The following is a 25,664-nucleotide window of genomic DNA, read 5'->3' on the forward strand; positions in this document are numbered from 1 at the left end:
CACCACCCGGCGTGCGGGTCCGCACCGGGCGGTTCGAGTCGTTGAGGTCAACAGAGCCGAGGCACCCCGAGCCGGTCGAAGTAAGCGATGGGCATGGCTCGGTTCAGTCGATGGTAGCTGTTGCGCCACCATCGACAGCTATTGGCCGCCACCTTGGCGGCGTCCGCCTCCGAGGCGCCCAGCGCCCGCAATTTCCGGTATATCGTAGGCCCTCGACGCCAGTGCTTGAGTTGCAAGGCGCGTAGCCGGTGCCTGATCCACTCGTCGAGTTCACGGAACACCCGTGGCGTCTGCGCCAGCTGGAAGTATGCCTTCCAACCCGGCATATAGGTCCGCAGCCGTTCCGCTACCTCCGACAGGCTGCGCCCGCACGTGCGACGCGTCAACTCCCGGATACGCTGTTTGAAGGTCTTCATCGCCTTGCCCGCCACCGCGCATTTGATCTGTCCGTCCCGGCCTTGCCATAGGGCATATCCCAGGAACTTGCGGCCAGTCGCACGCGCCACCGCTGTCTTGGCTTCGTTGACCTTCAGGTGGAGTCGCCCATAGAGCTTGCGCAGGCCTTCCAGCACCCGTACACCCGCGCTCAAACTGCGTACATACACGTTGCAGTCGTCGGCATAGCGCACGAAGCGGTGTCCCCGTCTCTCCAATGCTCGATCCACCTCATCCAGCACCACATTGGCCAGCAGCGGCGACAGCGGCCCGCCTTGCGGCGTACCTTCGTAGCGTTCGCTGACCACCCCGCCATCCATGATCCCAGCCTCCAGGTAGCGACGTACCAGCCGCAGTACGGCCTTGTCCGCAATCCACCTCGATAGCCTTTCCATCAGTATGTCGTGGTTGACCCGATCAAAGAATTTCTCCAGATCCACATCGACCACCACCCGGTAGCCAGCCTGCACATGCTGCTGTGCCTTCAGCACCGCATCCCGTGCCCGCCGTCCCGGACGAAAGCCGTAACTGTGTTCCGAGAAGCTCGGATCAATCATGGGCTGCAATACTTGCAACAGAGCTTGTTGGATCAGCCTGTCCCTGACCGCCGGGATCCCCAATTCACGCAGGCCACCTTCAGGTTTCGGGATTTGGACTCGTCTGACCGGCTCCGGCCGGTAACTGCCATCCAGCAACGCTTCCCGTATCCTAGGCCATTGCGTTTTGAGGTCTTGCGCCGTCTCAGTGATCGACTTCCCATCCACCCCGGCACTGCCGCCATTGGCTTTGACGCGCTTCCACGCCTTCACCAGATTGGCTCTGGCGAGCACCTGCTCCAGCAGGCCTGCTCGCCCCGGACCTCCGGTGTCTTGATGCGCCGTCTGTGCTTCATCACGCAACCCTTCGGGCGTGGCTTCACCTCGCCTTACCGCGTCGCGCCCTGCTTGCGCAGGCTTCTGATGCAATGCACCTCCGAGCAACATGGCCTTCGGTCCTCCTACTCGTTCGGCCCTTCACCCCCAAATGGCGGCTACTATGGCCTCTGCTGACTCCTCGCTCCGGTTTCACACCGTCGCCCTTTCAGGCGTGAGGCGAGGTCTCCCCAGGTAAGAACGCACTCCTTCATCGCACAACCGCCGCATTTACGCCGCTTCGCCTTGGTCACAAGAGCTTCGCGGTTCTTTGCCCGCTCGCCCTGCTCGGCAGCGCCTTCTATGCGATTCTTGTTCATCGGCTCGCGATTTACGCTCCACGCTTCCTTCCCACACTTGGTCGCCCTCATGCAGTTGCGCTTCACTTCATTCACTGTGACCAGCTCATGGCGGGACTTGCACCCGCAGGAGTGCGCCCATGCTGGGCGCACAATAGAAAGCCCGCAAGGCTTGCGCGTTGCGGGCTGGTGTCCCCTCTATCCTCTTCGAGATAGGATTTTTCGTACAGCGGACTCGATTCTGCACCACAATCCGGCAGCCGTCATTTCGCAATGCACAAAAACAGCGCAACACAAACTATTTTGGACAAACGTTCATCTCATGCAGAGATGAAAAGCAACAAAGAGATCCAGGTCCCACCTGCCTGGCAGGCGCTCAGGCGGGAGCGCGCTGGCTTGCCGGAGAACGGCAAAAAAAAGCCCACAACCGAAGTTGCGGGCTTGAATCCAATTCTTTAGGAGGAAATTGGAGGAGACAGGTGTAACTATATGGCAGTGCATCATGGCTGTCTGCTTTTTTATGCTGATATCAGTTATTCACAAATCAGATATCACAGCCAGTCCCGCCTGCCACTTCCCGCTCCCCACTGCAGGCAGTCCATCCACGGACTGCCCTTCCCTGCTACCGAATCAAACGGATTCTTCGCGCGAGGCCTTCTTGCGCTCATGTTCCTTCAGGTGACGCTTGCGCAGGCGGATGCTCTTCGGGGTGACTTCGACCAGCTCGTCGTCCTCAATGAATTCCACTGCGTATTCCAGCGACAGTTCGATCGGCGGCACCAGGCGCACCGCTTCGTCGGTACCGGAAGCGCGCACGTTGGTCAGCTGCTTGCCCTTGATCGGGTTGACCACCAGGTCGTTGTCGCGCGAGTGGATGCCGATGATCATGCCTTCGTACACCGGGTCGTTGTGGCTGACGAACATGCGGCCGCGATCCTGCAGCTTCCACAGTGCGTAGGCCACGGCGGCGCCGTCGTCCTGGGAGATCAGCACGCCGTTGCGACGGCCGGCCAGTTCGCCCTTGGTGGTATCGACCGGCTTGTAGTCGTCGAAGACGTGGCTCATCAGGCCGGTGCCGCGGGTCAGGGTCATGAATTCACCCTGGAAGCCGATCAGGCCACGGGCCGGGATGTGGTATTCCAGGCGCACACGGCCCTTGCCGTCCGGTTCCATGTTCTGCAGGTCGCCACGGCGGCGGCCCAGTTCTTCCATGACGCCGCCCTGGTGGGTTTCTTCGACGTCGACGGTCAGGTTCTCGTACGGCTCTTCGCGCACGCCGTTGACCATGCGGAACACCACGCGCGGACGCGAGACGGCCAGCTCGAAGCCTTCACGGCGCATGTTTTCGATCAGGATGGTCAGGTGCAATTCACCACGGCCCGACACTTCATAGGTCGAGTCGTCGTTCTCGGCCTGCACCACGCGCAGCGCCATGTTGGACTTCAGTTCCTTTTCCAGGCGGTCGCGGATCTGGCGGGTGGTGACGAACTTGCCTTCGCGGCCAGCCAGCGGCGAGGTGTTGACCATGAAGTTCATGGTCAGGGTCGGCTCATCCACCTTCAGCATCGGCAGGCCGTTGGGCGCGTCCGGGGAACAGATGGTGGAGCCGATGCCGATTTCCTCGATACCGTTGATCAGCACGATGTCGCCAGCCAGGGCTTCATCGACCAGCACGCGTTCCAGGCCCTTGAAGGTCAGCACCTGATTGATGCGGGCCTTGGTCGGCTTGTCTTCCGGACCATTCATCCACACCACGTCCTGACCGCCCTTGACGCGGCCGGCCAGGATGCGGCCCACGCCGATCTTGCCGACGTAGGAAGAGTATTCCAGCGAGGTGATCTGCAGTTGCAGCGGTGCGTCCGGGTCATCCTTGCGGGCCGGGACGTACTTCAGGATGGCGTCGAACAGCGGCTCCATGTTGCCGTCGCGCGCTTCCGGATCCAGGCTGGCGTAGCCGTTCAGGCCCGAGGCGTAGATCACGGGGAAGTCCAACTGCTCTTCGGTCGCGCCCAGCTTGTCGAACAGTTCGAAGGTGGCGTTGATGGCCCACTCGGCGCGTGCGCCCGGACGGTCGATCTTGTTCAGGACGACGATGGGCTTCAGGCCCAGGGCCAGCGCCTTGCGGGTCACGAAGCGGGTCTGCGGCATCGGGCCTTCCTGGGCATCCACCAGCAGCAGCACCGAGTCCACCATCGACAGCACGCGCTCGACTTCACCGCCGAAGTCGGCGTGGCCTGGGGTGTCGACGATGTTGATGTGGGTGCCCTTGTATTCCACCGCGCAGTTCTTCGACAGGATGGTGATGCCGCGTTCCTTTTCGATGTCGTTGGAGTCCATCACGCGGTTGTCCACTTGCTGGTTGTCGCGGAAGGTGCCGGACTGGCGCAGCAGCTGGTCCACCAGGGTGGTCTTGCCGTGGTCAACGTGGGCGATGATGGCGATGTTGCGAATTGCGCGGATATTGTTTGACATGGTGAATGTGGTTGGGAATGCCGATTCTCGGGAGGCGCGCATTATAGCATGTTGCGACGCATGAACTTTGGAAAAACCTGTGTTATCAACGGCTTGCCGCTGCTTCGGGGCGGCCCCGGAAGTCGCACTGCAAGCCGCTTCGACGCCATCTGTCCTCAGGCGGTGGACACCAGCCGTTCGGGGGCCAGGATGGCGTATTCCTGCAACAGTCCGGTGCCCAGCAAGGCGGCATCGGAACTGCGGTAGACGCGTACGCGGCCAGGCTGCTGCGGCACAGCCACGCCTTCCTTGCCCAGCGGCAAGCGCTGGCCGTGCAGGAAGCGGCGCGCCAGCTCATCGCTCAGTTGCACCGCTGGGAAGCTGCGCAGCAGTCCGTCCACCGGCAACAGCAAGGCCTTGCGGGCGTCGAGCTCACCGGCGGCGTCAAAGGCCTCCAGCGTGACTGCCCCGTCCAGGGTAAGCGGACCCACGCCAATACGGCGCAGCGCATTGAGGTGCGCACCGCAGCCCAGCACCTCGCCGATATCTTCACCGAGCACGCGGATGTAGGTGCCTTTGCTGCAGGTGACGCGAATGCGCAGCATCGGCGCCTGGTAATCCAGCAGTTCCAGCGCGTGGATGGTGACGTCGCGGGCTTCGCGTTCCAGCGTGATGCCGGCGCGCGCATATTCGTACAAGGGCTTGCCGTCGCGCTTCAAGGCCGAGTGCATGGGCGGCACCTGGCTGATGGGGCCACGGAATTGCGCCATGGCCGCTTCGATCTGCTCCATGCTGACCTCGACGGCGCGCTCGCTGATGACCTGCCCTTCGGTGTCGCCGGTATCGGTGCGCACGCCCAGGTGGACTACTGCCTCGTAGGTCTTGTCGGCTTCCAGCAAGTCCTGCGAGAACTTGGTGGCTTCGCCGAAGCACAGCGGCAACAAGCCGGTGGCAAACGGGTCCAGCGTGCCGGTATGGCCCGCCTTGGGCGCATTGAGCATGCGCTTGGCACGGATCAGGGCGTCGTTGGACGACAAGCCGACCGGCTTGTCCAGCAACAGCACGCCATGCACCGGCACGCGCGGGGGACGCGGCGTGCGGGCCTGCTGGCCGCGCTTGGCGCGCGGCTGCGGAGTATCAGGAGGAGCGGACATGGTGTCCGCCGTCGTATCGTCGGCCATGAAATGCAAGAACGGCCTCACGCTCCGATGAAGGAAGATGCAGACCGGTGTGAAGAAAATGAAGAAAACCGCAAGACTGCGCACGCAGCCAGCGCCGCCCGCATAGCGCGGCCGGGCGTCAAGCCTCGTCGTCCGAATCCTTGGCGCGGGTAGCGTTGGCTTCGTCAATCAGGCGCGACATTTCAATGCCGCGTGCCGTCGAGTTGTCGTGCACGAAATGCAGTTCCGGCAGGGTGTGGATGGTCAGCCTGCGGCCCAGCTGGGTGCGCAGGTAACCGCCCGCCTTGCGCAGGCCGGCCAGGGTGTTCTTGATCGCGTCCGGGTTGTCCACCAGCGTGGTGAAGAAGACCTTGGCGTGCGCGTAGTCCGGGGTGACCTGCACTTCGGTAATGGTGATCATGCCCACCCGCGGATCCTTCAGCTCGAAGGCGATCAATTCCGACAGGTCGCGCTGGATCTGGTCGGCGACGCGCAAGCCGCGTCCGGGAATGGATTTGCTGTGTTTTGCCATGCTTTAAAAAAACAATCCGCCGATGGCGTGGCGGGAGGATTCCCGCGTTGCTGCGACGGATCTTGCCAGTGAAGCCGGCGCATCGCGAACGATACGCCGGCGTATTGCATTACAGGGTACGGGCGACTTCCTGGACTTCGAAGATTTCGAGCTGATCGCCCACTTCGATGTCGTTGTAGCCCTTGAGCGACAGACCGCACTCGAAGCCCGACTTGACTTCCTTGACGTCGTCCTTGAAGCGCTTGAGCGAGTCCAGTTCGCCGGTCCACACCACCACGTTGTTGCGCAGCAGGCGTACTTGCGAGCCACGCTTGACCAGGCCTTCGAGCACGTAGCAACCGGCGATCGAGCCAACCTTGCTGACCACGAACACCTGGCGGATTTCCACCAGGCCCAGCGCCTGTTCGCGCTTTTCCGGGGACAGCATGCCCGACATCGCGGCCTTCACCTCGTCCACCGCATCATAGATGATGTTGTAGTAGCGGATGTCCACGCCCGAGGCTTCGGCCAGCTTGCGAGCCGACGCATCGGCACGGGTGTTGAAGCCGATGATGACGGCCTTCGAAGCGACCGCCAGGTTGACGTCGTTTTCGCTGATGCCACCCACGGCGGCATGCACCACCTGGACGCGGACTTCGTTGGTCGACAGCTTCTGCAGCGACTGCACCAGCGCTTCCTGGGAACCTTGCACGTCGGTCTTGATGATCATCGGCAGGTTCTTGACCTCGCCTTCGGTCATCTGGTCGAACATGTTTTCCAGCTTGGCGGCCTGCTGCTTGGCCAGCTTCACGTCGCGGAACTTGCCCTGGCGGAACAGGCCGATTTCGCGCGCCTTGCGCTCGTCGGTCATGACCACCACTTCTTCACCGGCGGAGGGCACTTCGGTCAGGCCCTGGATTTCCACCGGCAGGGACGGGCCTGCCTCGGCGATGTTCTTGCCGTTTTCGTCCAGCATCGCACGCACACGACCGTAGGCCGAACCGGCCAGCACGACGTCGCCGCGCTTCAGGGTACCGGACTGCACCAGGATCGTTGCCACCGGGCCGCGGCCCTTGTCCAGCTTGGCTTCGATCACCAGGCCACGGGCCGGCACTTCGACCGGGGCCTTCAGTTCCAGCACTTCGGCTTGCAGCAGGACGTTTTCCAGCAGCGAGTCGATGCCTTCGCCGGTCTTGGCGGAGACGGCGATGAACGGGGCATCGCCACCGTATTCTTCCGGCACCACTTCTTCGGCGATCAGTTCCTGCTTGACGCGGTCGGGGTTGGCGCCCGGCTTGTCGATCTTGTTGATGGCCACCACCAGCGGTACACCGCCGGCCTTGGCGTGGGCAATCGCTTCCTTGGTCTGGGGCATGACGCCGTCGTCGGCGGCCACCACCAGAATCACGATGTCGGTTGCCTTGGCACCGCGGGCACGCATGGCGGTGAACGCCTCGTGGCCCGGGGTATCCAGGAAGGTGATCATGCCGCGCGGGGTTTCCACGTGGTAGGCGCCGATGTGCTGGGTAATGCCGCCAGCTTCACCCGAAGCCACCTTGGTGCGACGGATGTAGTCCAGCAGCGAGGTCTTGCCGTGGTCGACGTGACCCATGACGGTAACCACCGGTGCGCGCGGCAGCGCTTCTGCGTCGCCGTGCTCTTCGCCTTCGACCAGCAGGGCTTCGGGATCGTCCAGCTTGGCGGCGTGGGCGCGGTGACCCATTTCTTCCACCACGATCATCGCGGTTTCCTGGTCCAGCACCTGGTTGATGGTGACCATCTGGCCCAGCTTCATCAGGTGCTTGATGACTTCGGAGGCCTTGACCGCCATCTTGTGGGCCACTTCGGCCACGGTGATGGTTTCGGGCACGTAGACATCGTGCACGACGGCTTCGGTGGGCACCTGGAAGTTGCTTTCACGCTGGTCATCGCCATGCGAGTGACGACGGCCCTTGGGGCCGGCACGCCAGCCATCACGGCCACCACCACCGGTGGCGCCACGCGACTTCATGCCGCCGGCACCACGCTTCTTGGCATCATCCTGCCAGGTGGAGGAGACATTGGCCGACTTGATCGACTTCTTGTCTGCGGCCACGGCGGGCTTCTTGTCATCCTTCTTCTCACCCGGCTTGGCCGCGGTGGCCGGCTTGTGCAGCGTGCCTTCCGAGGTCTTGGCCGGGGCCGGTGCAGGTTCCGGTGCCTTGATGACGCGACGCGGCGCATTCATCATGGCCTTGATCTGGGCCACTTCGTCTTCCACGGCCTTGCGGGCACGGTCGGCGGCAGCAGCGCGGTCAGCGGCTTCCTTGGCGGCAGCTTCTGCCTTTTTCTTCGCTTCTTCAGCAGCAGCGCGCTTCTTTTCTTCCACAGCCGGATCGACGGCAGGTGCCTGGGCCGCAGCAGCCGCAGCAGGAGCCTTCGAGCTCGCAGCCGCCGCCTTGGCCTTCTCGGCTTCGGCCGCCGCAGCGGCGGCTTCAGCCGCCTGGCGCTTGGCTTCGGCTTCCGCTTCTTCGCGGGCGCGTTGCTGTTCCAGCTCGGCAGCCTTGGCCTGGGCGGCGCGTTCGGCCTCCAGTTGCGCCAGACGTTCTTGCTGGGCCTTCAGTTCAGCCTGACGGCGAGCCTCTTCCTGCTCACGTTCCTGCGCTTCGACGGCCGGGTCGCGCTGAGGGGCCGCAGCACGCGCTGCGGACTCATCGGCACCGGGCTCGTCACGCTTGATGAAGGTGCGCTTCTTGCGCACTTCCACCTGGATCGTGCGCGATTTGCCGGTTGCATCGGCCTGCTTGATCTCGGTGGTTTCCTTGCGGGTCAGCGTGATCTTCTTCTTCTCGCCTTCCGGCGCGGCTCCGCGCGAACGGCGCAGGTGTTCAAGCAGGCGGTCCTTGTCTTCCTTCGACAGGGAGTCGGATGCAGAGCTCTTCTCGACACCGGCCGAACGCAGCTGGGTCAGCAGCAGGTCAGCAGGCATCTTAAGCTCGGTGGCAAATTGGGCAACGTTGTTACTCGCCATTCAGTCCTCTTTTCTATGTGGCTCGGCAGATGATGTGGAGACGCTCCGCTTCTCAGCGGCCTTCGACTGCGCTCCATGCCTTGGCCTGCAGGGCCTTGGCGCGCTCATCGTATTTGGAATCGATGAGCTTCATTTCATCGTCGGTCACATCTTCAAATGCATTTTCAATCAGTTGGCGCGCGCGCTCGGAAGGCAGGGCCAGGATCGCGCCGAATTCGTCATAAGCCAGGCCGGCGAAGGCCGGCAGCGTCTTCACGCCTGCCAGGCCCAGCTTGCCGGCCAGCACACGGTCCAGGCCTTCGAAGTTGATCAGTTCCTCTTCCATGCCTTCCAGGCCTTCTTCGGAGGCGATCGCTTCGGTCACCAGGGCGTCGCGGGCGCGGTTGCGCAGCTCATTGACGGTCTCTTCGTCGAACGATTCGATCTCCAGCATTTCGGTGATCGGCACGTAGGCGATTTCTTCCAGGGTCGAGAAACCTTCCTCGACCAGGATGTCGGCCACTTCCTGGTCAACATCGAGCTTTTCCATGAACAGCGTACGGATCAGCGCGGTCTCGGCCGCCGACTTGTCGGCCGATTCCTCGGCCGTCATGATATTGATCTGCCAGCGGGTCAGCTCGGCTGCCAGACGCACGTTCTGGCCGCCGCGGCCGATGGCGATGGCGAGGTTCTCTTCATCCACCACCACATCCATGGCATGCTTTTCTTCATCGACCACGATCGAGGTGACGTTGGCCGGGGCCAGCGCGCCGATGACGAACTGCGCCGGGTCTTCCGACCACAGCACGATGTCCACGCGCTCGCCGCCCAGCTCACCGGTGACGGCCTGCACGCGCGAACCGCGCATGCCCACGCAGGTACCGATGGGGTCGATGCGCTTGTCGGCGGTGTAGACGGCGATCTTGGCGCGCACGCCCGGGTCACGGGCAGCCGACTTGATTTCCAGCGAGCCTTGTTCGATTTCCGGCACTTCCAGCTCGAACAGCTTCATGATGAATTCCGGCGCGGTGCGCGACAGGATCACCTGGGGGCCACGGGCGCTACGGTCCACGCGCAGGATGTAGGCACGGACGCGGTCGCCGATGCGCAGGTTTTCCTTGGGGATCATCTGGTCGCGCGGCAGGCGGGCTTCGATCTTGCCGGATTCGATGATGGCGTCACCGCGCTCCATGCGCTTGATGGTGCCGGTCACCAGGGCGTCGCCACGGGCCAGGAAGTCCGCCAGGATCTGCTCGCGCTCGGCGTCGCGGATGCGCTGCAGGACGACCTGCTTGGTGTCCTGGGCGAAACGGCGGCCGAACTCGACGGATTCGATCGGATCTTCGATGTACTCATCGACTTCGATATCGGGGAACTGTTCCTTGGCTTCGAACAGCAGCACTTCCTGGTCGGGCAGTTGCAGGCCGGCTTCGTCGGGCACCACGTGCCAGCGGCGGAAGGATTCGAATTCGCCGCTTTCACGGTCGATCGAGACGCGAATGTCGACCTCGCCTTCATAGCGCTTCTTGGTAGCCTGCGCGAGCGCATGCTCCAGGGCGCCGAAGACGACTTCCTTATCGACGTTCTTTTCGCGCGCCAGCGCATCGACCAACAACAAAATTTCGCGACTCATCCTTTGCGACTCCTAAAATCGACCTGCGGCACCAGGTGTGCCTTATCCACATCGGCCAGCGTGAAATTCAACACGGCAGCCGACCCATCGTTTGCTTCAAATTCCAATACCAGTTCCTCGCCTTCCGGTTCGCGCAGCACGCCTTCATAGGTCTTGCGATTGGACGTACCGGGCAGCGGCACGCGCAACTTGACGACGGCTTCGCAATCTACGAAACGCACGAAGTCAATGAACTTCTTCAGGGGGCGGTCCAGCCCGGGCGAGGAGACTTCCAGACGTTCATAGAGCACGTTTTCAACGGTGAAGACGTGCAGCAACTGATGCGTCGCCTTCTCGCAATCCTCGACGGTGATCGAACGCGCTTCTTCTGCTTCAGGGTCGAACGGGAAATCGATGAAGACACGCACCAGACCGCGCGGCGCCTTCTCGAACTCGACCAGTTCGTAGCCCAGGCCCGCGAGGGTGGATTCGATCAGCTCCAGCAATTGCAAGACTATTTCTCCATCAGGATGCCGGTTTGCCAGCAGGGGCAAGCAGACATCTAAAATTGATCAGCAAAAAAAAAATGGGCATCTGCCCATCTTTTGTTATCTCACGCAACGCGAGATCACACATCACGCGAACCACCGTACTTCCATCGTTCATGGCGCAGGCGGATCTATCAATGATTTATCACATATGCGATTCGCGGCAGGTTGCGTTTAACTAACACATTATAACCGATTCAGGTATCGGCAGCAATTCCGGAATGAGCCCGAAACGTCAAAAACGTTCATAAAAAACGTCATCGACGTGGGCTCTCCCCCCAATCATGCGCAAGCAACAGGTCCACACTTGCCTGCCGGAAATGTGCAGGCAAACGCAGTCCCGCAGACTCAGCGGCCGCCGCGACGGCGATTCATGCCCGGCAAACCACCGAGCATGAAGTTGGGCGCGCTGTTGCCGCCGCGTTGCGGACGGTTGTTGCGACGCTGGCCGGCATCGGGGAATCCCAGCGCGGTCTGCAGCGGATCGGGCTGGCGGCTCTTGGGCTGGCCGCCCTTGTTGCCGCCACCATAGCCACCACCCTGGTTGCCATAGTTGCCGCCTTGATTACCGTAGTTGCCGCCCTGGTTGCCGTAATTGCCGCCACGGCCCTTTTGCGGCCCCTTGTTCTGCATACCATTGCCGCGCGGACCATTGCCGTTGCCCTGTGCCTGGCCCTGCGCCTTGCCAGCATGGCCGCCGTTGCCGGACTTGCCTTCGCCGGCCTGCTTTTCCAGGCCACAGGCCGCCATCAGGTTGCGCACGGCGTTTTCTTCCAGCTCTTCCCAGCGACCGCGACGCAGGGTCTGCGGCAGGGTCATGGCGCCGTAGCGCGTACGGATCAGGCGCGAGACGGTCAGGCCGACGGCCTCGAACATGCGGCGCACTTCGCGATTACGGCCTTCGCCGATGGTCACGCGGTACCACTTGTTGACACCCTCACCACCGCCATCGGCGATACGCGAGAACTGCGCCGGGCCGTCATCGAGCTCCACGCCGGACAACAGCTTCTGGCGCATGCCTTCTTCCAGCTCGCCCAGCGTGCGCACGGCATATTCGCGCTCGATGTTGTAGCGCGGGTGCATCAGGCGGTTGGCCAGGTCACCGGAGGTGGTAAACAGCAGCAGGCCTTCGGTGTTGTAATCCAGGCGGCCCACGGCCAGCCACTTGCCGGCCTTCATGGTCGGCAGGCGGTCGAAGACGGAATTGCGGCCTTCCGGATCGGCATGGCTGACGATCTCGCCGGCAGGCTTGTGATAGACCAGCACGCGCGGCGGGCGCTTGCTCACCTTGCGCTGGATCAGCTTGCCGTTGATGCGCACGGCGTCGGTGGGCAGGATGCGCTGACCGATGTGGGCGGGCTCGCCATTGACCGACACGCGGCCGGCCACGATCAGTTCTTCCATGTCGCGGCGCGAACCCAGACCAGCGTCAGCCAGCACCTTGTGCAGTTTGGGAGCATCGTCCTCGGCGGTCAGGTCGCGACGACCATTCTTGCCGCGCATCTGATGCGGTTGACGCGCGCCACCCTTGGGGTTTTCGTCGCGGTCATAGGCTTCGGAGGTGACGTAGGAGAAGATGTCGTCCACCGGCTCGGCGGCGCGCAGGCCCAGTTGCGGCGCCTTGGGCTTCTTGCCGTTCTTGTCGAAATTCTTCTTGCCCTGCTGACCCTGGCCGTTCAGAGCATTCTGGCCGCCCTGGCCGTGGCCCTTGCCAAACTGGCCGCGCGGCTGTTGTTCGGGTGCGGCGCCGTTATCGGCCTTGCCGGGAACGCCACCCTCGGCGCTGGCGGCAGCGCGTTGCGCGGCACGGTTGTTGCGCAGTGCACGCGGACCGCGCACGCCACGGCGGGCAGGCTTGTTGCGATTGGGGTCGGCGGGCGCGTCCAGCAGCACCGGCGGCGCCACCACTTCGTCACCGACCGTGACGATCACCTTGGGCAACTCGGCCGGCGCCGGGGCAGCGATCTGCTCGGCCTCGACCGGCTTGGCCTTGCCACGCGGCTTGGTGGTCTTGGCCGGCTTGGCCTTGGCCGGTGCATCCATGTCCAGGCTCATTTGCGCAGGCGCGGCAGCCTCGGCCACTTGCGGCTCTTCAGCCTTCTTGGTGCGGGGCTTGGTGGCGCGCGGCTTTTTCTCCGGCGCCGGAGCTGCAGCCGCCTCGGCCACTACCGCCGTTTCGTCGGCCGCCGGCTTCTTGGCGCGCACGGCGCGCTTCTTGGGAGCAGGTGCAGCGGTATCGGCCGCTTCGGCCGCTGCGGGCGCAGCAGCAGGCGCATCGGCGCTGGCCGCAGTCTTGCGGGTGCGCTTTTTCACCGGCTTATCGGCGGCAGCGGCGTCGGCCGCAGCAAGTTCGACCTGGGTGTCGTCTTTGGAACTAGTTGGCTTCATTCTTCGAATCTTGATGTGGCGGACGTGCGTCGTCTTCCCGCTCTTCGGCCCGCTCGGTGGTGTCGTTATGCTCGCCTGTCGCTTCTGCATCGGCGGCTTCGATGGCGTCTGTGCCTGTTACGGCAAGGTCTTGCTCAAATGGTTCATGCGTTTGCGCAGAATCGTCTGCATCGCTGGCTGCTGCTGCGGCGACGTCCTCATCCCCTTGGACGTCCGCTGCTTCGGCTTGCCCGGCGACTTCTTGCTCTGCCGTGCTCACTTCGGCGGCGGCTTGGTCAACGGTTTCAGGCGATGGAGTCGCCTCTGTCGATTCAGTCGCCTGGGTCGCGGCGCTGTCTTGCAGTTCCGCATCGATCTGGGGCGCCTGGGCTGACTGATCGTCCTCTACGGACTGCTCATCGGCAACCTGCTCCTGCTCTTGCTCTGCCAGCGCGGCCACGCCGCTTTCCAGCGCCTGCAGCTCCAGCAGTGCGCCCTGGGCTGCCGCTTCGCCGCTGACCTGGTGCAGCGACGGCAATTCTTCCAGCGCGCTCAGGCCCAGGTCATCCAGGAACTTGCGGGTAGTGGCGAACAGGGCCGGCCGTCCCGGCACGTCGCGGTGGCCGATCGATTCGATCCAGCCCCGCTCTTCCAGCATCTTGATGGTCTGCGAATTGACCGCCACGCCCCGGATGTCTTCAATGTCGCCGCGCGTCACCGGCTGGCGGTAGGCAATGATGGCCAGGGTTTCCAGCGTGGCCCGGGTGTACCTGGGCGGCTTCTCGGGGTTGAGGCGCTCCAGGTAGACCTTCATTTCCTTGCGGCTCTGGAAGCGCCAGCCAGTCGAGAGGCTGACCACTTCCACGCCCTTGTCGGCCCATTCGGTGCGCAGTTCGTCGAGCATCTGCCGGATCATCTCGGCATTGATGTCGCTGCTCTCCTCGCTCTCGGGATCGACGTACAGCTTCTTCAGATCATTGATCGACAGGGGCTCATGCGTGCACAGCAATGCAGTTTCGAGGACTTTCTTGGCCTCAGCAATATTCATGTACCACTCTTGTGCGTCTTGTTGTTAACAAAAGTTCGGCTTGCAGCTTGGCTCCAGCCCGGCATGCCTGCGACGACTGCACCTCGGACAAGCCAGGTACGGCAAGTCTGGCGCAGTGTTGGCGCAATGCTGGATGCAGCGGCGCTGCCTTCCGGTATTTGGAGATTGAATGAGCTGGAATCTAAGACCCGGGCAAATCGGCGTCGCGGAGGTAGCGCGCTTTCGCAAAGCCGTCTTGTCGCGGGGTTGCGGACGGCCGATCTGCACCTTTTCAACTACCGGCCTTGCGTCATGGTTCCGTTATTGGCCGCACAGGCTGCGGCGGTGGGGCGCAAGGCTTAAAAATGTACTGCGCGGAGTGTAGCACAAACAAATCCGGCGATGCAGCCTGTTGCAGCCTGCGGACAATTATTTGCATGACAGGATCTGACCTGCCTGCGCCTGCTCGCTCATCCAGGCGGTAAATACCGCGACCTCCATGGGCTTGCCAAAGTAATAACCCTGTACTTCATCGCAGGCATTTTCCTTCAGGAAAGCATGCTGCTCCTCATCCTCCACCCCCTCGGCAATGACGCGCAGGTTCAGGATATGCCCCAACGAGATGATGGCCTTGACGATGGCTGCGCTGTCGGCGTCGCGGACGATGTCGCGCACGAAGGACTTGTCGATCTTGAGCGCATCGACCGGGAAGCGGCGCAAATAAGACAAACTGGAATAACCGGTGCCAAAGTCGTCCACCGAGATCTGCAAACCCAGGCGTTTCAAGGCATGCAGGGTGGCGACGCTCTTTTCGGCATCCTTCATGACGACGTTTTCGGTAATCTCCAGCTCCAGCCAGGACGCCGCCAGTCCGCTCTGCGCCAGCACCCCGGCCACGAAATCGGGCAGGCTCTGGTTCAGCTGCCGTGGCGACAGGTTCACCGCCACCGGGATGGGCGGCAGCCCAGCCTGCTGCCATGCCTTGTTCTGCCGGCAGGCGGTACGCAGCACCCATTCGCCGATGGGCACGATCAGCCCGGCCTCTTCGGCAAAGGGAATGAAGCGGTCCGGCGGCACCATCCCCTGCTGCGGCGACTCCCAGCGGATCAGGGCTTCGGCGCCGACGAGGCGACCATCCTGCAGGCTCAGCTTGGGCTGGTAGTAGAGCTTGAACTCGTCCTGGTCGAGTGCGCGGCGCAGGTTGATCAGCATTTCCAGCCGATTGCTGACCTGGCTGTCCATCCACGGCGCGAAGAACTGGAAATTGTTGCGCCCCTGCTCCTTGGCCCGGTACATGGCCGAATCGGCGTGCTTGAGCAGGCTTTCCACATCCTTGCCATCGGCCGGATAGCGGCTCACGCCGATGCTGGCCGTCACCTGGAACTCACGCTCACCGGCCTGCCAGGGACGCGCCACCGCCGCCAGGATGCGCTGCATCACCTCGGCGATGCCCGCTTCGCCCTCGGTCTGGTTCTGCAACACCAGCACGAATTCGTCGCCGCCCTGGCGGGCCACCATGTCGGCCTCGCGCAGGCAAGCCTGCAGCCGCTGCGCCACGGTCTTGAGCAGTTCATCGCCGACCTGGTGCCCCAGGCTGTCGTTGATGAACTTGAACTGGTCCAGATCCACGAAGGCCACGGCCGTCAGCGCCCCCTTCTGCCGCGCCACCAACAAGGCGCGCTGCAGGTGTTCGTGCAACATGTTGCGGTTGGGCAATCCGGTCAGGGCATCATGGGTGGCCTGGTGTCGCATCTCGGCCTCATGGGCCTTGCGCTCGGTGATGGCCTCTACCGTCCCTTCGTAGCAGCTCAGCTTGCCGGCCTCGTCATAGACCGCGCGGGCGTTTTCGGAAATCCAGATGATCTCGCCGTCGCGACGATAGACCCGCGACTCGAAATTGGACACCGAGCCCTGCTCTTCCATCAGCCGCATGAACTCCTGGCGGCGCTCCGGTTCCACGTAGAGCTGATGGCTGATATCGCGCAGCCCCACGATCAGGTCTTCCGGCGAGTGGTAGCCATAGATGCGCGCCAGCGCCGGATTGACCGCGATATAGGTGCCGTCGGGCGTGGTCTGGAACACCCCTTCGATGGCGTTCTCGAAGATGCTGCGATAACGCCGCTCGGCCTCCTGCAGGGCCTGGGCCGCCTCCTTGCGCTCGGTCACGTCTTGCAGGAAGCCTTCTATCGCCTCCACCCGCCCACTGGCGTTGTAGATCCCCACGCCGCGCTCCCACACCCAGCGCACACCCCCATCGGCGCGCACGATGCGGTATTCGATATCGATGCGGTGACGCTCGCGCATGCAGGCGTCGATATGGTCGCGCACCATGGCGCGATCTTCGGGATGGGTCAGCTCCAGGAAGGACAGGCGCTGGTTCAGCAACAGGTCTTCCGGCAGATAACCGGTCAGCGCCAGGCAGCCTTCGCTGACGAACTCCATGGTCCATTGTTCGTCGTCGCGGCAGCGGTAGACCACGCCATCCAGGTTGACCAGCAGGGTTTCCAAGAGCCGCGGCGAGCGCGGGATGGCCACGACGGCCCTGTTCTGATCCGGGTCCGGGCGGCAAGAAGCCGGTGAGGCAGCTGTTTTCATAACGACATGTGATGTCTCGCCCCGCCCGGCGGCAGGCGGAGTGTGTGGTTGTAAGTCGATGAACCCGGACGCCGAATCCCCGCGGCGGCCTGGGTGGATGATTCAGTGAAGCAATAACGATGCCACTGCGGTAAAAACCGCGCCCATCCTCAGTCCCTCCGCAAATCGACCGGAAACACCCCTCAGTTCGACGCGCGCGCCCTCCGGGCCGAGGCGTTAGAATCCGGATGAGCTGTCGCAAGGGCTGTGACCATGTGACCACGTCAGCGCCGGCTCGACCATGACAACCATCGGACTCTCTTATGTGGGCAAACCGCTATCTGGCCTTCTGGGCTGCACTCGTTCTGACCGCAATACTGCTGGCGCTGGCCGCCAGCCACCAACTGGGCTGGGGCTGGGCGCTGATCCCGCTGGCGCTCACGGCCGTGGGCCTGCATGACCTGCTGCAGAAACGCCACGCGGTACTGCGCAACTATCCCCTCATCGGCCACTTCCGCTTCATGTTCGAAGCCATCCGGCCCGAACTGCGCCAGTATTTCTTCGAAGACGAGATGGATGGCCGCCCCTTCTCGCGCAAGAAGCGCAGCATCGTCTACCAGCGCGCCAAGGCCGAGGTCGATAGCCGCCCTTTCGGCACCGAACTGGACATGCAGCAGGCCGGCCATGAATGGATAGGCCATTCGCTGTCGCCGACCAAGATCGCCAGCCATGATTTCCGCGTCATCGTCGGGGCGGATCGGGCCCAGCCCTACTCCATGTCGGTCTTCAATGTCTCGGCGATGAGCTTTGGCTCGCTCTCGGCCAACGCCATCCGGGCGCTCAACCAGGGCGCCAAGAAAGGCAACTTCGCCCACGACACCGGCGAAGGCTCGGTCTCCGAATACCACCGCGAATTCGGCGGCGACCTGGTCTGGCAGATCGCCTCGGGCTACTTCGGCTGCCGCAATGCCGATGGCAGTTTCAACGACGAGAAATTCACGGCGCAAGCGCAATCGCCGCAGATCAAGATGATCGAGGTGAAGCTCTCGCAAGGCGCCAAACCCGGCCACGGCGGGGTGCTGCCGGCCGCCAAGATCACCCCGGAAATCGCCGCCACGCGCGGCATTCCCATGGGGGTGGACTGCATCTCGCCAGCCGTGCACTCGTCCTTCTCCACCCCCGTCGGCCTGCTGGAATTCATCGAGAAGCTGCGCGGCCTGTCCGGCGGCAAGCCGGTCGGCATCAAGCTGTGCGTGGGCCACCCCTGGGAATTCTTCGGCATCGCCAAGGCCATGTTGAAGACCGGCATCGTGCCGGACTTCATCACCGTGGACGGCTCCGAAGGCGGCACCGGCGCGGCCCCGCTGGAATTCGTCGACCACGTCGGCATGCCGCTGCAGGAGGGGCTGGTGATGGTGCATAACACGCTGGTGGGGATTGGCCTGCGCGACAAGGTCAAGATCGGCGCCAGCGGCAAGATCATCACCGCCTTCGACGTGGCGCGCACGCTGGCGCTGGGGGCGGACTGGTGCAATTCGGCGCGCGGCTTCATGTTCGCGCTGGGCTGCATCCAGTCGCAGAGCTGCCACACCGACCGCTGCCCCACCGGCGTGGCCACCCAGAACGCCGACCGCGCCCGCGCCCTGGTGGTGCCGGACAAGGCCGAGCGCGTCTTCCGTTTCCACCAGAGCACCCTGCACGCGCTGCAGGAACTGGTGCAGGCGGCAGGCCTGCCGCATACCTCGGCGCTGCGCCCGCATCACATCGTGCGGCGCATCAACGACCATGAAATCCAGCTCATGTCCAACGTGCTGAAATACCTGCAGCCCAATGACTTGCTGGACGGCAATTACCGCTATCGGGTCTATGAAAAGTTCTGGCCCATCGCCCGGGCGGAGAGCTTCCACCCGGAATTCTGAGCGCAGGCTGGCGCAGGACGATAAAAAACCCGCAGTTCGGACGAGCTGCGGGTTTTTTCATCTCCGGCCCGGTTGGACGGAACAGGAATGGATTACTTGCGCTTCATGAAGAAGATAAACTCGTGCTCATCATTCTGCGACTGCTCCAGCAGATCGTTGCCGGTCTGCTTGGCAAAGGCCTGGAAATCGCGCACCGACCCGGTATCGGTGGCGGTCACCCTGAGCACCTGTCCACTGGCCATGTCGGCCAGCGCCTTCTTGGTCTTGAGGATGGGCAGCGGACAGTTCAGACCGCGCGCATCGAGTTCCCGGTGAAATTGAATGGTCATTACATCGACTCAAAATGGATCACGACGAAAACGATTTTACTGCAAAATGCGCCGACTTGATGCATTGCACAAGTTATGTTGTTTTCGCCGCACTAGGCTTGTGCAAAAGCAATCAAATATCCCTCTTAGGCGGAACGCAGCGTCTTGCACCATGCCTGTTGCCTACTTCAGCACCTGCGGCGCTTCGATGGGGCTACTTGAGCCGGCAAACTCGACATACTGGACTTCCAGCCCGCGCCGGCGCATCCAGTCTGCCACCGCATGACCGGTGCCGGCCGGCCAGGGACGCAGGTCGGCCGCCTCGGTGAGCCGATATTCGACCAGTTCGGGCGACAGCCTGATCGAGCCGCTCGCCTTGACGTAGTAGGCAATGATCAGCTCGTTCTTGCGCATGAATTCATAGACGCCGATGAGCTCGATCTCCTGGGCGTCCAGGTCGGTCTCTTCCTTCAGTTCGCGGGCGATACCCTGTTCGGGCGTCTCGTCGCGTTCCATGAAACCGGTGATCAGGGCAAAGCGCCCCTCGGCCCAGGCGGCGTTGCGCGCAGTGAGCATCTTGCCGTCGATTTCCACCAGCGCGGCCAAGACCGGCAAGGGGTTGTCCCAATGCGTCCAGTGACCATCGGGACAGGCCAGCCGGACTTTCCCGGCCTCGCCTTCATCGGCGCGCAGCTCCAGCGATGCTGCGCAGACCGGGCAGAACTTGAATTGACTCATGCGCGCTCCGGACCGAGGGTCAATGAAGATTACAGCTTGGACTGGACCCAGCCCGCCACGCCTTGCAGCGCGCCCGGCAGGGCTGCCGGCTCGGTGCCGCCAGCCTGGGCCATGTCCGGACGGCCGCCACCCTTGCCGCCGACCTGCTGGGCGACGAAGTTGACCAGTTCGCCCGCCTTGACCTTGGAGGTCGCGTCGGCCGTCACGCCAGCGATCAGGCTGACCTTGCCATCCTTGACGCTGCCCAGCACGATGGCGGCGGTCTTGAGCTTGTCCTTCAACTTGTCCATGGTCTCGCGCAGGGTCGCCACATCGGCGCCTTCCAGCGTCGCCGCCAGCACCTTGATGCCGTTGATGTCCACGGCCTGGCTGACCAGTTCGTCGCCCTGGCTGGACGCCAGCTTGGACTTCAGCGAAGCCAGTTCCTTTTCCAGCGCCTTGACCTGGTCCTGCACCTGGCCGATGCGCGGCAGCAGTTCTTCCGGCTGGGTCTTGAGCGCCGCAGCGGCTTCGGCCACGCGGCTCGACAGCGACTGCACCAGCGCCAGCGCGCCTTCGCCGGTGACGGCTTCGACGCGGCGGATACCGGCAGCGACACCGCCTTCGGAGACGATCTTGAACAAGCCGATGTCACCGGTACGGGTGACGTGGGTACCACCGCACAGTTCGGTGGAGGTGCCGATGGAAAGCACGCGCACCTGGTCGCCGTACTTCTCGCCGAACAGCGCCATGGCGCCAGCGGCAATCGCATCGTCGTAACCCATCAGCTGCGCGCCGGTGGCGACGTTGGCCAGCACTTCGCGGTTGACGATCTCTTCCACACGACGGATTTCCTCAGCGGTCATCGGGGCGTTGTGGCTGAAATCGAAACGGGTCTTGTCGGCATCGACCAGGGAACCCTTCTGCGACACGTGCGAACCCAGCACTTCACGCAGGGCCTTGTGCATCAGGTGGGTGGCCGAGTGGTTGCGCATGGTGCGGGCACGCTGATCGGCATCGACCTTGGCTTCGACGGCGTCGCCGATGGCCAGGCTGCCCTTGATCAGTTGGCCGTGATGGCCGAACACCTCGGCCTGGATCTTTTGCGTATCGGCCACGGCGAAGAGGCCATTGGCTGCTTCCAGCGCGCCGGCGTCACCCGCCTGGCCGCCGGATTCGGCGTAGAAGGGGGTGGTGTCCAGCACCACGATGGCGTCCTGGCCGGCTTCGATCTTCTGCACCGGGCTGCCGGCCACGTACAGGGCCACCACCTTGGCCGACTGCGCCAGGGATTCGTAGCCGACGAAGCGGGTCTTGTCGCCGGTGTATTCGATGGCGGCGGCCATCTTGAACTTGCCGGCGGCGCGGGCAGTGCTCTTCTGGCGTTCCATGGCGGCGGTAAAGCCCGCCTCATCCAGCTCGACATTGCGTTCGCGGCAGATGTCGGCGGTCAGGTCCAGCGGGAAGCCGTAGGTGTCGTACAGCGTGAAGGCAGTTTCGCCATCGAGCTTGCTGCTGTTGGCGGCCAGCGCGGCTTCCAGGATCTTCATGCCGTGTTCCAGCGTTTCGCCGAAACGTTCTTCTTCCTGCTTCAGGACCATCTCCACGCGCTCGGCGGCTTCCGGCAGTTCCGGATAGGCTGCGCCCATCTGCACCACCAGGTCCTTGACCAGCTTGTGGAAGAAAGGCTTGGTCTGGCCCAGCTTGTGGCCATGACGCAGCGCGCGACGGATGATGCGGCGCAGGACGTAGCCACGGCCTTCATTGCCGGGGATGACGCCATCGACGATCAGGAAGGAAGTGGCGCGGATGTGGTCGGCGATCACGCGCAGCGAGGCATTGGCGAGATCGGTCTCGCCGGTTTCGCGGGCAGCAGCCTTGATGAGCGCCTGGAACAGGTCGATCTCATAGTTGCTGTGCACGTGCTGCAGGATCGCGGCCAGGCGCTCCAGGCCCATGCCGGTATCCACGCAAGGGGCCGGCAGCGGGGTCAGGGTGTATTCGCCGGTGGCCGGGTCGAGCTGGCGGTCGAACTGCATGAACACGTTGTTCCAGATCTCGATGTAGCGGTCGCCGTCGGCGTCGGGGCTGCCCGGGGGGCCGCCCCAGATGTCCGGACCGTGGTCGTAGAAAATTTCGGAACAGGGGCCGCAAGGGCCGGTCTCGGCCATCTGCCAGAAGTTGTCGGAGGCGTAGGGTGCGCCCTTGTTGTCGCCGATGCGCACCACGCGCTCGGGCGGCAGGCCGATTTCCTTGGTCCAGATGTCGTAGGCTTCGTCGTCGGTCTGGTAGACGGTGGCCCACAGCTTGTCAGCCGGCAGGCCATAGACCTGGGTCAGCAGTTCCCAGGCCCACTTCAGCGATTCGCGCTTGAAGTAGTCGCCGAAGGACCAGTTGCCCAGCATCTCGAAGAAGGTATGGTGACGCGCGGTGTAGCCGACGTTTTCCAGGTCGTTGTGCTTGCCGCCGGCGCGCAGGCAGCGCTGCACGGAGGCCGCGCGCACGTAGTTGCGCTTGTCGGTGCCCAGGAACACGTCCTTGAACTGAACCATGCCCGAATTGGTGAACAGCAGGGTCGGGTCATTGCCCGGCACCAGACTGGAGGAGCGGACGATGGTGTGTTCTTTGGATTCAAAGAATTTCAGAAACTTGTCGCGAATTTCGGCTGAGTTCATGTTCGAAGACGGATAAATGGGCCAGATGCCGCCACGGTAGCGCCAGCCGGACCCGGATGATGGTCGGTGCAAAAAACGATTGCGAACCGACGATTATACGTGATCCGCGCGCCGTTAGGCCGCCTTCGCCAGCGCGGACGATCTCGGCGATACCGGCGGTATCGCAGGCCGGCACTGGGCCCCAGGCGAAAAAAAACCCGCCGGGGTGACCCGACGGGTTACAGGTTCGGCTGATGGCGCTGCGCGATACCCTGCGCGCGCATCCCTTAACAGTATCAGCCGTCCCTTCCGGTAAACCGGTTTGCAGGGATGCCCGGACTCAGGCGCCCTTGTTGATCGGCATCGAAGGTGCGGCCTTCTTGGCGTGCTTCTTGTGCTTCTTCTGCTTCTTCTTGGCGTGCTTCTTGTGCTTCTTGGGCGCGGGCTTGGCGGCCGGTGCTTCGGCGGCGGGAGCCGGGGCAGGTGCGGGCTGGGCCATGACCGGCATGGCGAAGGCGGCGACGAGTACGGCAGCCAGCAGTTTGTTGATCTTCATCGTTTTCCTCTATCTCTCAGTGTTGTGTGCTTCCACAAGTCCACCGGCGTGCTCACGGGCGCCGGCCTTGTGCATCCTTAACGCAAACTTTTTGCGCCACGTTGACAACAACTGTCGACTGCCCTCCAGTTGTTCTCCCCGTAGACAAATCATAGCCAGCGCGCCGCGATTCAGTCCCACGGTAAGAGCATCATTTCCGGTTCATTTCCAAGCTGCACGATCACCAGTGATCAGTTGCGATCCGCCGGGATCAGATCGATACGGTCGGTGCAGAAGGCGTCCACGCCCCAGCCAGCAATCTCGGCGGCACGCGCCGTCTCGTTGACGGTATAGCAGAACAGCCCGTAGCCGGCGGCCTTGACGCTGGCCGCCAGAGCCGGCGTGAGGTGCTTGTGGTTGGTATGCAGCGCCACGGCCTGCAACTGCGCCAGCCGCGCCTGCCAGTCATCCGGGATCACATCCACCAGGAAGCCGCGCGGCAGTTGCGGCGCCGTTTCCTGGGCCGCCAGCAGGGCCTCGAAGGAGAACGAAGACAGCACCGGCAGCGCCGCGCCCGTCCTCCCTGCGAAACGCCGCGCCACCGCCTGCGCGGTCAGCTCGGCGGTGCGGCGGGCGGCCTCTGGCATGGCCGGCTTGATCTCGACGTTCATCCAGATGCCGTGCTCCTGACAGAAGTCCAGCGCCTGCCCCAGCGTACAGAGGCGCTCGCCGGCAAAGACCGGATCGCGCCAGGCGCCCGCCTCGAGTTCGCGCAGCACGGCCCAGTCGGTCTCGGCGATCTTGCCGCTGCCCGGCAGCGTGCGGCCGCGCTCCGGGTCGTGCATGAGGATGGGGACTTCGTCGCGGGTGAGCATGACGTCGAACTCGACCGCCCGATAACCGTATTGAAGCCCGGCGCGAAAGCCGGCCAGGGTATTTTCCGGGGCCAGGGTGCCGCCGCCGCGATGGGCCAGGATCTTGGGATAGGGCCACATGATGTTCTCCGTCCAGGTGAAGGAAAGTCCGATGGCCGCATAAGGTAGAGCAGTTCACGTCCGGCCACAAGCATTCCACCGCCCCAGGCCGACCGTTGGTCGCAGCACGCTGGCGCGGGCGGGCGCGCAAAGGCATGCTGGCCCCCATTCCTTCACTGCTCAGCGAGATCATCATGCCCGACATCGCCCCCACCCCTGCCCCGACCGATCCTGACTACGCCTGCGCCGAGCGCCGTGTGGCGCGGCAGTTGGGCTTCCTGCGCCACCTGGCGGTCTACCTGGCCGTCAATGCCGGGCTGGTCCTGCTCAATCTGCTGGACCATCAAGACCATTGGTGGAGCCTGGGGCCTCTACTTGGCTGGGGAATCGGGGTACTATTCCACGCCTTGAGCGTATTCGCACGCTTTCCCGCCGGCATCAGGCAGGCGATGATCGCGCGCGAACTGCGCCGCCGCTGACGGGCCTGCACCCTCGGCGGCCCGCCCGCACTCCCAGACCACACGCATGAGTTCACCAGACACTTCCGTTCCGCCCCGTCTCATCCTGCTGCTGCGCGAGCTGGCCCGCGCCCTGCTGCCCACGCTGCTGATCAACCTGATGTGCGCGCTGGCCGTGACCTACCTGCTGCGCATCGGCGACGGCTTCTATGAAAACCTGCAGATATCGATGTGCATCGGCCTCGTGGCGATGCTGCTGATCAATGGCGCGCGCCTGCTGATCTGGGGGGACGATGAGCCCAACAAGCTCGGCTTCGCCGTGCTGCTGGCCGTGCTGGCGCCGCTGGCGGTGCTGCTGGGACGGGTGCTGGCCACCCTGCTGCTGGGCCAGCCCGTCGTGAGTCTGATGCCCGAGCACAGCGACAACATCATTGCGGTCATGGTGCTGACCTTCTTGGTCTGCTTCGGCGCCACCGTGTTCTTCTGGAATCGCCAGAAGATGGCCACCCTCCAGGCCCACGCCAGCGAAGTCGAGAAGCATGCCGTGCTGGCCCAGCTGCAGACCCTGCAGGCGCAGATCGAACCGCACATGCTGTTCAACACTCTGGCTACCCTGCAATCGCTCATCAGCACCGATCCGCTGCAGGCCGAGCTGATGCTCAACCAGCTGGTGCAATACCTGCGCACCACCCTGTCGGCCTCGCGCGCCGATAGCACCTCGCTGCAGAAGGAATTCGACCTGATCAAGGCCTACCTGGGCCTGATGTCGCTGCGCATGGGCCTGCGCCTGTCCTATACCCTGCAACTGCCGTCGCACCTGGGCCGGCTGCGCCTGGCACCGATGCTGTTGCAACCGCTGGTGGAAAACGCCATCAAGCATGGCCTGGAACCCAAGGTGGATGGCGGCAACTGCACCGTACGCGCGGCGGTCCACAATGACATGCTGGTGCTGAGCGTGCTCGACACCGGCGTGGGCCTGCCCACCAGCGTGAGCCTGAACCAGCCGCCCGCGCAGAAGGAACCGGTCATCGGCATGCATTTCGGGCTGGACAACATCCGCGAGCGGCTGTCCACCCTCTACGGCCCGCTGGCCGAGCTGATCATCACCCACAACGTCCCGGCCGGTGCCATGGCGCAGATCACCATCCCGCTCAAGTCGCTCAAGAACGCCCACCGCAGCGGCAAAGCGGGCCGCTCGCCCGAGCTGTAAGCCCT

Annotated in this window: 18 protein-coding genes; 3 read left to right on the forward strand and 15 right to left on the reverse strand. The window is 63.4% G+C overall.

Annotation, left to right across the window (positions count from 1 at the left end; all coding sequences use genetic code 11):
* Positions 1–47 precede the first annotated feature (47 nt).
* The 10 genes from ltrA to BGK68_RS25755 form a co-directional block, all read right to left on the reverse strand.
* Positions 48–1,418 carry a group II intron reverse transcriptase/maturase gene (ltrA, locus tag BGK68_RS25705; RefSeq protein ID WP_075257535.1) on the reverse strand — a complete coding sequence of 457 codons (1,371 nt, stop codon included), beginning with the start codon at positions 1,416–1,418 and terminating at the stop codon, positions 48–50.
* An 857-nt stretch (positions 1,419–2,275) separates the two neighbouring features.
* Positions 2,276–4,117 (reverse strand): translational GTPase TypA, encoded by a 1,842-nt coding sequence (gene typA / locus BGK68_RS25715; protein WP_075259412.1) that lies wholly within the window; start codon positions 4,115–4,117, stop codon positions 2,276–2,278.
* A gap of 155 nt (positions 4,118–4,272) precedes the next feature.
* Positions 4,273–5,277: a tRNA pseudouridine(55) synthase TruB gene (truB, locus tag BGK68_RS25720; RefSeq protein WP_075259413.1), complete on the reverse strand. Its 1,005-nt coding sequence runs from the start codon at positions 5,275–5,277 to the stop codon at positions 4,273–4,275.
* 118 nt (positions 5,278–5,395) lie between these two features.
* Positions 5,396–5,788 (reverse strand): 30S ribosome-binding factor RbfA, encoded by a 393-nt coding sequence (rbfA, locus tag BGK68_RS25725; protein WP_006464329.1) that lies wholly within the window; start codon positions 5,786–5,788, stop codon positions 5,396–5,398.
* Between the two features lie 109 nt (positions 5,789–5,897).
* Positions 5,898–8,777 carry a translation initiation factor IF-2 gene (gene infB, locus BGK68_RS25730; RefSeq protein WP_075259414.1) on the reverse strand — a complete coding sequence of 960 codons (2,880 nt, stop codon included), beginning with the start codon at positions 8,775–8,777 and terminating at the stop codon, positions 5,898–5,900.
* 52 nt (positions 8,778–8,829) lie between these two features.
* Positions 8,830–10,389: a transcription termination factor NusA gene (nusA, locus tag BGK68_RS25735; RefSeq protein WP_075259415.1), complete on the reverse strand. Its 1,560-nt coding sequence runs from the start codon at positions 10,387–10,389 to the stop codon at positions 8,830–8,832.
* The gene (gene rimP, locus BGK68_RS25740) at positions 10,386–10,880 is read right to left on the reverse strand and encodes a ribosome maturation factor RimP (protein ID WP_075259416.1); all 495 of its coding nucleotides are present in this window, start codon (positions 10,878–10,880) and stop codon (positions 10,386–10,388) included. The genes nusA and rimP overlap by 4 nt, the downstream gene beginning before the upstream one ends.
* Before the next feature lie 384 nt (positions 10,881–11,264).
* Positions 11,265–13,304: a 23S rRNA pseudouridine(2605) synthase RluB gene (gene rluB, locus BGK68_RS25745; protein ID WP_075259417.1), complete on the reverse strand. Its 2,040-nt coding sequence runs from the start codon at positions 13,302–13,304 to the stop codon at positions 11,265–11,267.
* Complete coding sequence (gene scpB / locus BGK68_RS25750) at positions 13,291–14,331, reverse strand: SMC-Scp complex subunit ScpB (RefSeq protein ID WP_075259418.1); 1,041 nt, start codon at positions 14,329–14,331, stop codon at positions 13,291–13,293. Before scpB ends, rluB begins: the two co-directional genes overlap by 14 nt.
* Positions 14,332–14,739: 408 nt before the next feature.
* Positions 14,740–16,905 carry a putative bifunctional diguanylate cyclase/phosphodiesterase gene (locus BGK68_RS25755; protein ID WP_075259419.1) on the reverse strand — a complete coding sequence of 722 codons (2,166 nt, stop codon included), beginning with the start codon at positions 16,903–16,905 and terminating at the stop codon, positions 14,740–14,742.
* A gap of 302 nt (positions 16,906–17,207) precedes the next feature.
* Between BGK68_RS25755 and BGK68_RS25760 the strand changes: the two genes are divergently transcribed.
* Positions 17,208–18,803, forward strand: a complete 1,596-nt coding sequence (locus BGK68_RS25760) for an FMN-binding glutamate synthase family protein (protein ID WP_075259420.1) — start codon at positions 17,208–17,210, stop codon at positions 18,801–18,803.
* A 92-nt stretch (positions 18,804–18,895) separates the two neighbouring features.
* Here BGK68_RS25760 and BGK68_RS25765 read toward each other — a convergent pair whose 3' ends face one another.
* The 5 genes from BGK68_RS25765 to ugpQ form a co-directional block, all read right to left on the reverse strand.
* Positions 18,896–19,132 (reverse strand): sulfurtransferase TusA family protein, encoded by a 237-nt coding sequence (locus BGK68_RS25765; protein ID WP_006464319.1) that lies wholly within the window; start codon positions 19,130–19,132, stop codon positions 18,896–18,898.
* Positions 19,133–19,294: 162 nt separating this feature from the next.
* The gene (locus BGK68_RS25770) at positions 19,295–19,849 is read right to left on the reverse strand and encodes an NUDIX domain-containing protein (protein WP_075259421.1); all 555 of its coding nucleotides are present in this window, start codon (positions 19,847–19,849) and stop codon (positions 19,295–19,297) included.
* Positions 19,850–19,878: 29 nt separating this feature from the next.
* Positions 19,879–22,503, reverse strand: coding sequence for an alanine--tRNA ligase (gene alaS, locus BGK68_RS25775; RefSeq protein WP_075259422.1), 2,625 nt, complete (start codon positions 22,501–22,503; stop codon positions 19,879–19,881).
* 319 nt (positions 22,504–22,822) lie between these two features.
* Entirely contained in the window at positions 22,823–23,038 is a 216-nt protein-coding gene (locus tag BGK68_RS25780; protein ID WP_041311145.1) for a hypothetical protein, read from the reverse strand.
* A gap of 230 nt (positions 23,039–23,268) precedes the next feature.
* Entirely contained in the window at positions 23,269–24,012 is a 744-nt protein-coding gene (gene ugpQ / locus BGK68_RS25785) for a glycerophosphodiester phosphodiesterase (RefSeq protein ID WP_075259423.1), read from the reverse strand.
* A gap of 134 nt (positions 24,013–24,146) precedes the next feature.
* Between ugpQ and BGK68_RS25790 the strand changes: the two genes are divergently transcribed.
* Positions 24,147–24,470 carry a 2TM domain-containing protein gene (locus BGK68_RS25790; protein ID WP_233149420.1) on the forward strand — a complete coding sequence of 108 codons (324 nt, stop codon included), beginning with the start codon at positions 24,147–24,149 and terminating at the stop codon, positions 24,468–24,470.
* 46 nt (positions 24,471–24,516) lie between these two features.
* Positions 24,517–25,659 (forward strand): sensor histidine kinase, encoded by a 1,143-nt coding sequence (locus tag BGK68_RS25795; RefSeq protein ID WP_075259424.1) that lies wholly within the window; start codon positions 24,517–24,519, stop codon positions 25,657–25,659.
* Positions 25,660–25,664: the final 5 nt, after the last annotated feature.

Source organism: Herbaspirillum camelliae (assembly GCF_001929405.1).
GTDB classification, from domain to species: domain Bacteria; phylum Pseudomonadota; class Gammaproteobacteria; order Burkholderiales; family Burkholderiaceae_D; genus Herbaspirillum; species Herbaspirillum seropedicae.

What these genes read in the sequence shown, in the direction of transcription:
- BGK68_RS25790 (WP_233149420.1), top strand. Translation starts at nt 24,147, where the DNA reads ATGCTGGCCCCCATTCCTTCACTGCTCAGCGAGATCATCATGCCCGAC.
- scpB (WP_075259418.1), bottom strand. Translation starts at nt 14,331, where the DNA reads ATGAATATTGCTGAGGCCAAGAAAGTCCTCGAAACTGCATTGCTGTGC.
- ltrA (WP_075257535.1), bottom strand. Translation starts at nt 1,418, where the DNA reads ATGTTGCTCGGAGGTGCATTGCATCAGAAGCCTGCGCAAGCAGGGCGC.
- rbfA (WP_006464329.1), bottom strand. Translation starts at nt 5,788, where the DNA reads ATGGCAAAACACAGCAAATCCATTCCCGGACGCGGCTTGCGCGTCGCC.
- ugpQ (WP_075259423.1), bottom strand. Translation starts at nt 24,012, where the DNA reads ATGTGGCCCTATCCCAAGATCCTGGCCCATCGCGGCGGCGGCACCCTG.
- BGK68_RS25755 (WP_075259419.1), bottom strand. Translation starts at nt 16,905, where the DNA reads ATGAAAACAGCTGCCTCACCGGCTTCTTGCCGCCCGGACCCGGATCAG.
- rluB (WP_075259417.1), bottom strand. Translation starts at nt 13,304, where the DNA reads ATGAAGCCAACTAGTTCCAAAGACGACACCCAGGTCGAACTTGCTGCG.
- typA (WP_075259412.1), bottom strand. Translation starts at nt 4,117, where the DNA reads ATGTCAAACAATATCCGCGCAATTCGCAACATCGCCATCATCGCCCAC.
- BGK68_RS25760 (WP_075259420.1), top strand. Translation starts at nt 17,208, where the DNA reads ATGTGGGCAAACCGCTATCTGGCCTTCTGGGCTGCACTCGTTCTGACC.
- BGK68_RS25770 (WP_075259421.1), bottom strand. Translation starts at nt 19,849, where the DNA reads ATGAGTCAATTCAAGTTCTGCCCGGTCTGCGCAGCATCGCTGGAGCTG.
- BGK68_RS25780 (WP_041311145.1), bottom strand. Translation starts at nt 23,038, where the DNA reads ATGAAGATCAACAAACTGCTGGCTGCCGTACTCGTCGCCGCCTTCGCC.
- truB (WP_075259413.1), bottom strand. Translation starts at nt 5,277, where the DNA reads ATGGCCGACGATACGACGGCGGACACCATGTCCGCTCCTCCTGATACT.
- nusA (WP_075259415.1), bottom strand. Translation starts at nt 10,389, where the DNA reads ATGAGTCGCGAAATTTTGTTGTTGGTCGATGCGCTGGCGCGCGAAAAG.
- alaS (WP_075259422.1), bottom strand. Translation starts at nt 22,503, where the DNA reads ATGAACTCAGCCGAAATTCGCGACAAGTTTCTGAAATTCTTTGAATCC.
- BGK68_RS25765 (WP_006464319.1), bottom strand. Translation starts at nt 19,132, where the DNA reads ATGACCATTCAATTTCACCGGGAACTCGATGCGCGCGGTCTGAACTGT.
- infB (WP_075259414.1), bottom strand. Translation starts at nt 8,777, where the DNA reads ATGGCGAGTAACAACGTTGCCCAATTTGCCACCGAGCTTAAGATGCCT.
- BGK68_RS25795 (WP_075259424.1), top strand. Translation starts at nt 24,517, where the DNA reads ATGAGTTCACCAGACACTTCCGTTCCGCCCCGTCTCATCCTGCTGCTG.